This is a genomic window from Streptomyces sp. NPDC054770 (assembly GCF_053611985.1).
The window spans coordinates 1-11,936 of record NZ_JBSHBL010000073.1; the positions used below are offsets into that span (position 1 = coordinate 1).

The following is an 11,936-nucleotide window of genomic DNA, read 5'->3' on the forward strand; positions in this document are numbered from 1 at the left end:
GCCCGAGGTAGCTGAACAGGGCGATGGCCCCCGCCGCGGAGATCGCGCCCAGCGCCGACTGGCCGCTGGCGTTGAAGGCACCGAAGTTGTCGGGGTCGATGAAGAACAGCCCGATGCTGGCCATGAAGATCAACGGAATGAACTTCAGCGCGGTCGTGATCACCTGGAACGCGCCGATGTTGCGGACCCCGGTGAGGTTGATCGCCGCGGGTATCCAGAGTCCGACCAGCGCGAGGGCCACGGAGATCCACGTCTTGTGGCCGGTGTTCACGAAGACCTCGACGTAGCCGACCCACGCCACGACGATCGCCGCGTTGCCGGCCCATGCGGTGATCCAGTAGGACCAGGCGTTCAGGAAGCCCGCGAACTCGCCGAAGGCCTCCCGGGCGTAGACGTACGGTCCGCCGCTCGCCGGGACCCGCTTCGACAGGGAACCGAAGGTCGACGCGAGCGCCAGCGCGCCCAGGGTCACGGCGGCGAAGGCGACCAGGGAGATCGGCCCGTAGGAGGCGAGGGCCGAGGGCAGGGCGAAGACTCCGGTACCGATGATGCTGCCGATCACGAGTGCGGACGCGGCGGGCAGCCCGAGAGCGGCCTTGGGCGCCGCTCGCTCACCACTGGTCGTGGTTCTGGACATGGCTGTGCTCCTTGTGCAAGTCGCTGGAGATGCGGTGGATGCAGGTCGCTGCGAATGCCGCGGCCACGGGACGATGCTTCTGCGCCATGCCGGATCGGGGCAGCGGCCATACGGTCCCGCGCGGTTCCCGAAGGTCCCGGTCTCGAAGGTCCGTGCAGCCCAACCGGCCTTGGCCGCGGGTCGTGTGGGCCGCTCTGAGGGGTCGTCAGCACCCGCGGGCTTCGGCGGCTCAAGATCCCGCGACCAGAAGACGATCAGCCGTCGCCCCCGCCGCGGGGCCGGAAGACAGGCGCACCGCCCCTGGCGGCGTACTTCGGCGCCGCACCGAAATTCCCTCTGCGGTACCGAACAGACCGATCAGTGGACCGAGCGGCCCATGGCCTGCTTGGAGGCACGGCCACACGCTGGCTCCGGAAGTTCACACATCTGCCCGGAGGCAGGCCATGACCGCTTCGCCCACCCCCACCATGGCGCTCTCGCTGTCCGCCGAACACCGCGAGCGGCTCATGCGCGTCGCCCGCGAGGTGTCTCTCCCGCAGGGGACCCGCCTGTTCGAGGAGGGCGGACGCGCCGACCGCTTCTGGATCATCCGCACCGGCAGCATCGAACTCGACCTGCGGGTGCCCGGTCACCGCACGGCCGCGGTCGAGAACCTCGGGCACAACGAACTGGTCGGCTGGTCCTGGCTCTTCGCTCCGCACTTCTGGCACCTGGGCGCCGAGACGACCACACCCGTACGGGCCTACGAGTTCGACGGCGCGGCCGTCCGGTCCATGTGCCAGGACGACCCGGCGCTGGGCAACGACGTCAGCCAGTGGGTCGGTCAGGTGCTCGCTCACCGTCTCCGCGCAGCCAGGACGCGGCTTGTGGACCTGTACGCCCCGCACGGCGCCGGCAGCGCTGTCTGACCCGCCCCGGCACAGGACGAAGGAGTGACCATGCACGGCACGCCGCACATCGTCAGCGATGTCATGACCCACACGGTCGCCGCGGTCGGTCGCGAAGCGACCTTCAAGGAGATCGTGCGGCTGATGCAGGACTGGAAGGTCAGCGCCCTGCCCGTCGTCGAGGGCGAGAACCGCGTCGTCGGCGTCGTCTCCGAGGCCGATCTGCTGCACAAGGAGGAGTTCCGCGACAGCGACCCCGACAGGTACACGCAACTGCGTCGTCTCTCCGATCTGAGGAAGGCCGGCGCGGTGACCGCGGAGGAACTCATGACCTCCCCCGCCCTCACCGTCCACCCCGACGCCACGCTCGCCCAGGCCGCCCGGACCATGGCCCGGGCGAAGGTCAAGCGGCTTCCCGTGGTGGATGCCGTGGGCATGCTCGAAGGCGTCGTCAGCCGTGCCGACCTTCTCAAGGTCTTCCTCCGCACCGACGAGGAGATCGCCGAAGAGGTTCGGCGCGAGGTCGTCTCCTATCTGTTCCCCACGCCGGAGTCGAACGTGCGCGTGGAGGTGTCGGACGGCCGCGTGAAGCTCGTCGGCCGGGCCCGGGACACCTCTCTGGTACCGGTGGCGGCACGGCTGGTCCGCGCCGTCGAGGGCGTCGTGGACGTGGACTTCGACCTCGCGCGCCGCGGCGGTCCGGCCGAGCCGAAGGAGACTCCCTCGGACGGCGCCGGGACCGTCGGCTCCGAGTGAACCCGCGGGGACACTCCGGGCGGGTTGGGCCGGTCGGCCCTAGCACATTCGATCCGGGCGCGTGATGATCGGCGACAAGGACAGCCCAGAGTCTGTCCTCCGTCGGGGAACGAGAGGTCACCATGCCGGAGTCACGCACTTTCAGCGAGCAGAACCCGATTCGCGTGTTTCTGCTCGACGACCATGAGGTCGTCCGCCGTGGCCTGGCCGATCTGCTCGAATCCGAGCCGGACATCTCCGTTGTCGGCGACGCCGGCACCGTCGACCACGCGCTCGCGCGAGGCCCGGCGCTGCGCCCCGACGTCGCCGTCCTGGACGTACGGCTGCCGGACGGCAACGGCATCACGGTCTGCCGGGAGCTGCGCGACCAGATGCCGGAGCTGGCCTGCCTCATGCTGACCTCGTTCGACGACGAGGAGGCCCTGCTCGACGCGATCATGGCTGGGGCGTCGGGCTATGTCCTCAAGCAGATCAAGGGCTCCGACCTGGTCTCCGCGGTGCGTACGGTGGCCTCGGGCCAGTCGATGCTGGATCCCGCCACCACGGCCCGCCTGATGCGCTCGCTGCGGGCGGAACCCGCGGACAGCCCCGCCGTGCCGTCGGAGATCGCCGGCCTCTCACCTCGTGAGCGGGACATCCTCGCGCTGATCGGCGACGGGCTGACCAACCGCGAGATCGGCAAGCGGCTCTACCTGTCGGAGAAGACCGTCAAGAACCACATCTCCCGGCTGCTGGCCAAGCTGGGCGTACAGCGCCGGGTCCAGGCCGCCGTCCTCGCCTCCCACCTGGAACAGCCGGAGGCCGGCGAACGCCCGGCGAGGTGAGACACGCCGGGCCGTCTGGAACGGCCCGGCCGGGAGCGTCGCTGGGGCGACGTGCGCACATTCCCGAACCCGGCGGTCGGCCGTTCGGCCGGCGGGACACTGGAGCGTGCCCGGACGGCCACACCGAATACGGCAGGGCGGGCGATACCCCGCCCACGCACTGCTCCCGCCGGGCAGGCAAACACGATCACGGCGTCCATCACAGGAGGTGTCGGTCATGAGTGGGTCCCGCTCCCCCGGGGCGGTTCGAGGACAGCGCCCGCGCCGGCGGCCCGGTTCGTACAGTGGCCGAGCCGCTCGGCCGTGGACACCGGAGTTTCCGTGGTGACGACCGCGACCGGGGGCGAGGAGCAGACGCTCCCGTCCCAGACACCTGGCTCCTCGATTCAGACGCTGGCGACGCGGGAGGTGTTCACCGCGCTGGACGCCTCCGCTCGCGGCCTCACCTCGGCGGACGCGGCCGCGCGCCAGGCCCGGTTCGGGCCCAACGAACTGCCTCCCGCGCGGCGCAGGAGCCTGTGGCGAGAGCTGGCCGGACAGTTCACTGATCTCTTCGCGGTCGTCCTGCTCGTCGCGTCGGCGATCACTTTCCTGGCCTACGGGCTCCAGGAGCCTCGCGAGGTGGGCACCCTGCAACTGGCCGCGGCGATCGCGGGTGTGGTCGTACTGAACGCGGGCATCGGCTTCGCCCAGGAGTACTCCGCGGAGCGAACGGCGGAGTCCCTGCAGGCGATGGTGCCGCACACCTGCCGGGTGCTGCGCGACGGGGAGCGGCAGGAGCTGCCCGCGCGGGACCTCGTCCCCGGGGACGTCATCGTCCTGGAGGCCGGGGACGCGGTGCCGGCGGACTGCCGCCTCGTCGAGGCACACGAGGTCTCCGTCAACAACGCGGCGCTGACCGGGGAGAGCGACGCCGTCGCCCGTACCGCCGACCCCGTGCCCGCCGGGCCGGTGCTGGAGACGCGCAACTGCCTGTTCATGGGCACCGACGTCGTGGCGGGCTCCGCGAAGGCCGTGGTGTTCGCCATCGGCGCGGCGACCGAGTTCGGCGGGATCTTCCGGCTCACCTCCTCGGCGACGCGCCAGAAGACGCCGCTGCAGCTCCAGGTGGCCTCGATGGCCCGGCGGGTGGCGGGGGCGGCGCTGGCGATCGGAGCCGCCCTGTTCGCGGTGCGGCTGCCTGCCGGGCAGCCGTTCGTCGAGACCTTCGTGTTCTCCCTGGGAGTGATGGTCGCCCTCGTGCCGGAGGGTCTGCCCGCGACGCTGTCCGTCTCGCTGGCGATCGGCGTACGACGTATGGCCCGTCGGCACGCGCTGGTCAAACAGCTGCTCGCCGTGGAGGCGCTGGGGTCCACCACTGTCGTGTGCACGGACAAGACCGGAACGCTCACCCAGGCCGAGATGACCGTGGTACAGGCGTGGGCCGGCGGCGTGCGGCACCCGGTGTCCGGGGTGGGGTACGCGCCCGAGGGCGACGTGGCCGACCCCCGGCCGGTGCGGGACCTGCTGCGGACGTCCGCGCTGTGCTCCAACGCCCGGCTCCTCCCGCCCTCGGCCGACGGCGGGACGTCCGCCCCGGCGGAGCACCGGGGCTGGCGGGTGCTCGGCGACACCACCGAAGGCGCGCTGCTCGTGGCGGCGGCCAAGGCGGGACTCGACCGTGCCGCGGAGGAGGCCGCTGCCCCGCGGGTGGCGGAGTACCCTTTCGACTCCGTCCGCAAGCTGATGAGCACGGTGCACGGTGATGCCGACGGCGGCTACCGCGCCTGCGTCAAGGGCGCGCCGCAGGAGCTGCTCGCCCGCTGCACGACGATCGACTGGGACGGGGAGCAGCGCCCGCTGAACGAGGGACTCCGTGCCGCTGTCATCGCCGCGAACGACGAGCTGGCGTCGCAGGGGCTGCGCGTGCTGGCCGCGGCGTGGCGCCCGGTGTCGGGCCCCCGCCCGGCTCAGGAGGAAGCGGAGTCGGAGCTGACGCTCCTGGGGCTCGTGGGCATGCTCGACCCGCCACGGCCCGAGGTCAGCGGCGCGGTCGCCGCGTGCCGACGGGCCGGCATCCGTATCGTCATGGTCACCGGCGACCACCCGCTGACGGCGGAGGCCGTCGCCCGCCGGGTGGGTATCGTCACCGGGCCCGCACCGACCGTGGTGACCGGTGACCGGCTCGACGCCCTGGACGACGACGCCCTGGACCGGCTGCTGGCTGTTCCCGACGAGCTCCTGATGTGCCGGGTCAGCCCGGAACACAAGATGCGCGTGGTCACCGCCTTGCAGCGGCGCGGCGAGGTCGTCGCCGTGACCGGCGACGGCGCCAACGACGCGCCCGCTCTCAAACACGCCGACATCGGTGTCGCCATGGGCGCCTCGGGCACCGACGTCGCCCGGGAGGCCGCGGTGATGGTTCTGCTGGACGACTCGTTCGCCTCCATCGCCGCGGCGGTCAGGCTCGGCCGGTCCGTCTACCAGAACATCCGCAAGTTCCTTATCTACCTGTTCAGCCACAACATCGCCGAGCTCGTCCCCATCCTGGCCGCGACCTTCGCCGGGTTCCCCCTGGTGCCGATCAGCGCGGTGCAGATCCTCGCCATCGACCTCGGCTCCGACGTCCTGCCCGCGCTCGCGCTCGGCGCCGAGCCACCGGAATCCGACGTCATGGACCGCCCCCCGCGCTCCCGGCGCGAGCGGCTCTTCTCGACCGCCGTGATGGGACGCATCCTCTTCCTCGGCGGCATTCAGGCCCTGGGCGTGACAGCCGTGTTCTTCTGGCACATCCACGCCTCCGGAATCCCGTACTCGGACTTCACCAAGCACGACCTCGTCTACCGGGAAGCGATCACCATGGTCCAGGCAGGCATCGTGGTCAGCCAGTTCTTCAACGCACTCGCGGTGCGCACCGACCGGCAGAGCGTGTTTCACGTCGGTCTGCTGTCCAACCCGTGGCTGCTGGCCGCCGGCGGCTTCGGCATCGCCCTGATGGCGGCAATCAGCTACCTGCCCCCGCTCCAGTCCCTCTTCGGCACCGCTCCGCTGGCCGCGTCCGACTGGGCGGTCCTCGCGGCCTTCGGCGCGCTGCTGCTGGCCGCGGAGGAAGCCCGCAAGTGGTGGCTGCGGCGCCCCAGGGCGACCCGTCCGAAAGGAGAAGCACGATGAGAGTGATCATCGCGGGCTGCGGCCGGGTGGGCTCCACACTCGCGGCCCGGCTCGTCACCGAAGGCCATGACGTGCGGATCGTCGACCGGTCCGCCCGGACCCGCCGACACCTTCCCACCGGGTTCCCGGGGCAGTTCCACGAGGGCAACGCATACAGCCGAACCGCGCTCGAAGCAGCCGGAATCGAGCACGCGGACGCGTTCGTCGCCGTCACCTCGGGCGACAACAGCAACATCGTCAGCGCACGGACGGCCAAGGACTCGTACCGGGTGCCGATCGTCCTCGCCCGTATCTACGACCCCCGCCGCGCCGACATCTACCGCGACCTCGGCATCCCCACCGTCGCCAGTGTCCGCTGGACGGTGCACGAGATCCACCGGGCGCTGCTGCACCGCCATCTCACGCCCGAACTCACCTTCGGCAACGGCGAGACGCTACTGGTCCGTTCGCAGCTGCCCGACCATCTCACCGGGCGGCGCCTGACCGAATGCGACGTCGACGGAGAGATCCGTGTCGTGGAGGTCACCCGCGCGGGTCGCTCGCTCGTGCCCGGCCGCGACACCCCGGCCGAGCCGGGAGACCTGGTCACCTTCGCCGTCGCCGCCACCGCACTCGGGCGGTTGCGCGGCTTCCTGGACAGAGAGTTGGGGACATGAGGGCTCTCATCGCCGGCGCCGGGCGCCTGGGCACCCAGATCGCCCAGGTCCTCGCCGCCGCCCACAACGACGTCACCCTCGTCGACGTCGACGAGGACCGCGTCGCCGAACTCGAAGGCCATCTCCCCGTGCGCCTGCTGGCCGGGGACGCCTGCGAACCGGCCTTCCTGGAGGAGGCCGGGGCACTCACCGCCGACCTGGTCGTCGCGGCCACCGGCGAGGACGAGGACAACCTCGTCATCAGCCTCCTGGCCAAGCGGCAATTCACCGTTCCGCGCGTCGCGGCCCGTGTCAACGACGCGGAGAACACCTGGCTGTTCGACCAGAGCTGGGGGGTGGACACCGCGGTCCCCGCGGCCACCCCCCTGATCTCCCTCATCGAGGAGGCCACCGGCGCCACCGACACCGTCGCCCTGCTGCGGCTGAGCAAGGCGGGCGTCGACGTCATCGAGACGGCCATCACGCCGGAATCCAGCGCCGTGGGCCGTACGCTCGCCGGGATCCGCCTGCCCACGGGCGCCGTCATCGCAACCGTCATCCGCGACGGCCAGCCCACCGTCCCGGCCCCCGAGATGCGGCTCCAGCCCGGCGACGAACTCCTCATCGTCTCCCACGCCGCCACCGAACGGGAGATCCACGCCGCCTTCCAGTGACGACCGCGCTCCGGGCGCCCGCTCACGAACGCCTGACCAGGACGGACAGCCGACTGCTGCCGGTGCTTCCCCGCCACGGAGCACAGGCGCCGGGAAAGGATTGTCGCGGGTCCGCAAGCCCCCTCTTCGGCACGGTTCCGCGTCATGCCGGTCACAAAAAGGGCCGACCGGCCCCGTACGCACCCGATCGGCCTCTCGATCCGCCCTTCCGCCCGCGCTGCACTGGAAATCGCCGGCAGGACCCGTCGTCGAGGGAGGCCCGCCATGACCAGCACAGCATCGAGGACTCCGACCGTGCGCCCGGCGCCGGAGGGGGACGTGCACCGACTGGACGTCGCACACGTCGACGGTGACGCATTCGCAGTGGACATCCGAGGTCATCGCATCCTGGTCGACCAGCCCACGGACGCGGGCGGGACGGACACCGCGCCGACCCCTGTCGAGTTGTTCGCCGCGTCCCTCGCCACCTGCGTCGCCTTCTACGCAGGCCGCTACCTCCAGCGCCACGGACTGCCCCGCGCCGGACTGCAGGTCCGTACGGAGTTCACCATGGCCGCGGACCGCCCGGCCCGGGTCGCGTCCGTACGCCTGGTCATCGTCCCGCCGCCCGCGCTGTCCGCCGAACGCCATGCAGCGATGCTCGCGGTCGCCGCGCACTGCACCGTCCACAACACGCTGCACGAGCCACCCGTGATCGACATCGGGCTGGAGGCATGAGTACGCCGGGCACCCGCTCCGAGCTCCGGCCGCACCCGCACCGCGGACGAGACGACCGCGGCCGGTCCGGGGGCGCTGCTCCCCTCCATGGTGCGGGACGACCTTGGGCGCCGAGGACCAACGTCCCGGGGCGGAAGGGCCCCTCCGGCCCATGACGGGCAGGCGGACGGGGCCCACCCTGCAGGGGAGACACAAGGACCGCGGGGAACCACGGACGAGAAGACCCTCGTCCTGTAGCCGCGAGGAAGTGAGTGACCGTGATGCTCTGGTATGGGCATGACCCCGGTGTATGGAGCTGGATGGCCATGTCGGCCGGCATGGTCCTCTTCTGGGCCGCACTGGTCGCCGTCGGTGTCCTGCTGTTCGGGGCACTTTCCCGGTCGGCCGGCAGCGGGGCGCCCGCCACCGCTCCGCCGACCGGGCCGACGCCCGAGCGACTCCTCGCCGAACGCTTCGCCCGCGGGGAGATCGACGAGGACGAATACCGACGCCGCCTGGCAGTCCTGCGCGCCGACGACTGCCTCCGTCTCAGCAAGAGCTGACCACGTCCGGGTGCACCCCGCCCAGGAAGCCCCTCGCAGGGGCGCAACAGCTCATCCTCGGACCTCCTCGGCTGGGCGAACCCGGTCCTCCGTGAAATCGTGGAGGAGACGGGAGTCGCCTTCCCGTGAACGCCCGGTCGGCCTGGGAGAGAGGCAGATCCAGTGTTCGTACACACACTCGATACGCGGACCGTGACGGCCCTGGTCGAAAACGCCGCAGCCGCTCCGTCCATGCACAACGCGCAACCGTGGAAATTCAGCTTCCGCCGCGGCGACAGCACTTTCCGGTTGCGCTCGGATCTGGAACGCGCCATGCCGCATGCCGACCCGACCACCCGCGCCCTTCACCTGGGCTGCGCCGCCGCCCTGTTCAACCTGCGCGTCGCCGCCGCGCACGCCGGCTGGGAGACGGCGGTCGACCTGCTGCCTGATCCGGCCGATCCGCGCCTCCTCGCGGTGGTACGCCTGACAGACCCGGCGCCTTCCGACAACGACCTCGCACCGCTGTACCCGGCGATCCACCGCCGGCACACCAGCCGTCACCCGTTCACCGAGGAGGAAATACCGCAGGCGATCAAGGACTCCCTGAGTGCGGCCGCCCTGCTCGAAGGTGCACGACTGTCCTTCCCCGAGCTCTGGCATGTGCGGACGCTGCTGGACCTCGTCCACGACGCCGAGGGGCGCGATGCCACGGACCCCGCCGCCGCGGACGAACTGGAACAGTGGACCCGTGCCACCGCGGAGGCGGGGAGTGACGGCGTACCGGAGTACGCCTTCGGCCCGCGCAGGCGTGCCGGCGAGGCTCCCGTGCGTGACTTCGTCGGCAGGATCCCCGTGCCCGGCCGCGAGGCGGCAACATTCGAAAACACGCCTCAGCTCGCCCTGCTGGGCACCACCCGCGACCGGCCGAGAGACTGGCTGGTTGCAGGCCAGGCGATGGAGCGGGTCCTGCTCCAAGCCACCCTCGACGGGCTGGCCACCTCACTCACCTCCCAGGCCCTCGAACGGCCCGAACTCCGCTGGACCGTGCGCGATCCTCAGTCGGCGATGGGATACGTCCAGATGGTCCTCCGCCTCGGATACGGCCCTGCGGGCCCAGGGACACCGCGGCGCCCCGTGCACGAGGTGCTGGACATCGGGTGAGTGCACTCGTGGAACCCAGCTGACCTTCGCGGACGGCCTGCTCGGCCAGGCCGGCATTGTTTCTGGTGGCAGCCCGTGTGCGACAAACTCCACGGCGCCGATGACCGCAGCCGCTGCCGCACGGCGCCCCCCGCGAAGCCATGGGCTCAGATGCCAGCACTCGGAGATCACGAGGAAGCCTTTCGCTACCACTCATCCACCGCCCCGGCAAACCGTGGTCTGCAGCTGAGACTCAGGGGCCTTGTCAGCCCAAGCTCGCTTGAGGATCCTGCATGCCTACCCAGTTCATGAACGCCAAGCAGACCGCTGAGTATCTGAACATGTCGATCACTTGGGTGTACCGAGACGCTCCTAAGCTCGGACTTGTCCCCTACAAGTTCGGGAACGGCCGTAGCGCAAAGCTGCAGTTCAAGATCGCAGATGTACAGGCTTGGGCTCGCCAGCAGAAGCTCGGCTGAGCTGCTCCACTCTGGATTCCCGGCCGCCTACACTGCCGGGAATCGCCCGCCGCGTCAGGCCGCGAGTGCCATGTTCAGGACCTGCGCCGCCTTGCCGATCGATCCCGGCAGCAGATGCCGGTAGATCTTGAACGTGACGCCGACGCTCTTGTGCCCCATCCACTCAGCGACGTCCGTGATGGGGATGCCGTGGCTCAGGCAGTTCGACGCGTAGAAGTGGCGGTTGCTGTACAGGACCATTCCTTCCGGGATGTCCACCTGTCCCGATGCCCTGATCCGTCGCCACTGGTTGTCCATTCCCCAATGCGGATAAGGCTTGCGAGGGTCGGTCTCCTGCCGCAGCAGGTAGCCGTCGACCGTGCCGTATTTCTCGGCGTACCACTGGATCGTCTCCCTGATCCGTGCAGGAAGCGGCACGTCGCGGTACTCCCCCACCTTGCGATGCTTGAGCGGCCCGTACCGGCGCGTGGACAGCACCACCTGTTCGGTGATCCGATACACGTCATCGGCCACGATGTTGTTCAGGTTCACCGCGAACGCCTCGCCATTCCGCAGACCGCAGCCGCTCATCAGGTCGACGACCAGCATGAAGGCGTCATCACCTGCGGTCCGTATCGCTCGAAGCTGTTCGAGGGACGGGATCACCGCCCGGGCCGGGTCATACTGCGGCGGCTTGACGCCGTCCAGCGGGTTGTCGGAGAAGAGGCCAAGCCGCTGCCCGTCGAGGAGGACCGCGCGCAGCTTGTCGAACGCGTTGGACTGGGTGGCCAGACCCACACCGTTGCGTTCCATGGTGCGGATGAAGCCGTCGACCACCTTGTGGTCGAAGGAGTTCATCCGCCGACTGCCGAGGGCCGGGTAGAGGTGGTGCTCCAGGAGCGAGTCGAGGTGCCGTACAGATGAGGCAGCCAAGTGCCGTTGGCCGGCCTTCCACTCCTCGGCGTACTCCTCGAACCGCATCTTCCCGTACTTCTGGATCCGCTCCGCCTTCGACTGGGACTGCGGCGCCGCCTTCTTCTGGTTGTAGACCTCCGTCAAACGCGCGATGGCCTTGTCCTGGGTCCCGAAACCGGACTCCTCCGCCTGCCTGCCCGCCGCACTGCGGTACCGGATCTTGTACTCGTGCGGGCACTTCGACCAGCGGGACTCAGGGTGCTCGCAGTCCTTGAAGAAGGTGCCCATGCCGCGGGCGAGGGCGCGTGCTGCCATGTGGTGGTGACTCCTCGGCGTCCGATGCTGACCTTTTGCTGACGCCCGAGGGTGGTCGATATCTCTGACCTGGGAAGAACCGCCGAATCCGTGGTATGTGGTGGAACTTCATCGGGCGCACCCAGGACGACATAAAACAGGCTCGCGAGGACTGGACCAACGGGTCGCGATTTGGGGAAGTGAAGGGCTACGACGGAGCACCCCTCCCGGCGCCGGAACTGCCGCCGGTGCCACTGAAACCGCGGGGAAGAGTGCGCTGATCCGGCACTTCACGAACGCGCACACTCAACACCGGGCGAGGCGA

General features: G+C 70.1%; 12 protein-coding genes and 1 pseudogene. 11 read left to right on the forward strand and 2 right to left on the reverse strand.

All coding sequences use genetic code 11. The features are described from left to right. On the reverse strand, nucleotides 1-562 hold a 562-nt coding region (locus tag ACWGKQ_RS40810; protein ID WP_453297157.1), incomplete at its 3' end, for an amino acid permease. A 518-nt stretch (nucleotides 563-1,080) separates the two neighbouring features. On the opposite strand from ACWGKQ_RS40810, the gene ACWGKQ_RS40815 reads away from it, so the two are divergent. The 10 genes from ACWGKQ_RS40815 to ACWGKQ_RS40860 all read left to right on the forward strand — a co-directional run bounded on the left by ACWGKQ_RS40815 (nucleotide 1,081) and on the right by ACWGKQ_RS40860 (nucleotide 10,423). Then, on the forward strand, nucleotides 1,081-1,545 hold the full coding sequence (locus ACWGKQ_RS40815; protein ID WP_453297127.1) for a Crp/Fnr family transcriptional regulator: 465 nt from the start codon (nucleotides 1,081-1,083) through the stop codon (nucleotides 1,543-1,545). A 30-nt stretch (nucleotides 1,546-1,575) separates the two neighbouring features. Next, entirely contained in the window at nucleotides 1,576-2,280 is a 705-nt protein-coding gene (locus tag ACWGKQ_RS40820) for a CBS domain-containing protein (protein ID WP_316781540.1), read from the forward strand. Between the two features lie 122 nt (nucleotides 2,281-2,402). Then, nucleotides 2,403-3,104: a response regulator gene (locus tag ACWGKQ_RS40825; RefSeq protein ID WP_453297128.1), complete on the forward strand. Its 702-nt coding sequence runs from the start codon at nucleotides 2,403-2,405 to the stop codon at nucleotides 3,102-3,104. A 321-nt stretch (nucleotides 3,105-3,425) separates the two neighbouring features. After that, nucleotides 3,426-6,254 carry a cation-translocating P-type ATPase gene (locus ACWGKQ_RS40830; protein ID WP_453297129.1) on the forward strand — a complete coding sequence of 943 codons (2,829 nt, stop codon included), beginning with the start codon at nucleotides 3,426-3,428 and terminating at the stop codon, nucleotides 6,252-6,254. After that, nucleotides 6,251-6,910: a potassium channel family protein gene (locus ACWGKQ_RS40835; RefSeq protein WP_453297130.1), complete on the forward strand. Its 660-nt coding sequence runs from the start codon at nucleotides 6,251-6,253 to the stop codon at nucleotides 6,908-6,910. The genes ACWGKQ_RS40830 and ACWGKQ_RS40835 overlap by 4 nt, the downstream gene beginning before the upstream one ends. Further along, the gene (locus ACWGKQ_RS40840) at nucleotides 6,907-7,563 is read left to right on the forward strand and encodes a potassium channel family protein (RefSeq protein ID WP_453297131.1); all 657 of its coding nucleotides are present in this window, start codon (nucleotides 6,907-6,909) and stop codon (nucleotides 7,561-7,563) included. The genes ACWGKQ_RS40835 and ACWGKQ_RS40840 overlap by 4 nt, the downstream gene beginning before the upstream one ends. Before the next feature lie 264 nt (nucleotides 7,564-7,827). Then, entirely contained in the window at nucleotides 7,828-8,280 is a 453-nt protein-coding gene (locus tag ACWGKQ_RS40845; RefSeq protein WP_453297132.1) for an OsmC family protein, read from the forward strand. 299 nt (nucleotides 8,281-8,579) lie between these two features. Next, the gene (locus tag ACWGKQ_RS40850) at nucleotides 8,580-8,822 is read left to right on the forward strand and encodes an SHOCT domain-containing protein (RefSeq protein ID WP_453297133.1); all 243 of its coding nucleotides are present in this window, start codon (nucleotides 8,580-8,582) and stop codon (nucleotides 8,820-8,822) included. 162 nt (nucleotides 8,823-8,984) lie between these two features. After that, a complete protein-coding gene (locus ACWGKQ_RS40855) occupies nucleotides 8,985-9,965 on the forward strand; it encodes an Acg family FMN-binding oxidoreductase (RefSeq protein ID WP_453297134.1) in 981 nt (326 codons plus the stop codon). Nucleotides 9,966-10,237: 272 nt separating this feature from the next. After that, nucleotides 10,238-10,423, forward strand: a complete 186-nt coding sequence (locus ACWGKQ_RS40860; RefSeq protein WP_453297135.1) for a hypothetical protein — start codon at nucleotides 10,238-10,240, stop codon at nucleotides 10,421-10,423. Between the two features lie 54 nt (nucleotides 10,424-10,477). Here the strand turns inward: ACWGKQ_RS40860 and ACWGKQ_RS40865 are convergent, their stop codons facing one another. Then, the gene (locus ACWGKQ_RS40865; RefSeq protein WP_453297136.1) at nucleotides 10,478-11,632 is read right to left on the reverse strand and encodes a tyrosine-type recombinase/integrase; all 1,155 of its coding nucleotides are present in this window, start codon (nucleotides 11,630-11,632) and stop codon (nucleotides 10,478-10,480) included. A gap of 95 nt (nucleotides 11,633-11,727) precedes the next feature. Between ACWGKQ_RS40865 and ACWGKQ_RS40870 the strand changes: the two are divergent. After that, nucleotides 11,728-11,892, forward strand: a pseudogene (locus ACWGKQ_RS40870) (pirin family protein); the annotation flags it as partial. Nucleotides 11,893-11,936 lie beyond the last annotated feature (44 nt).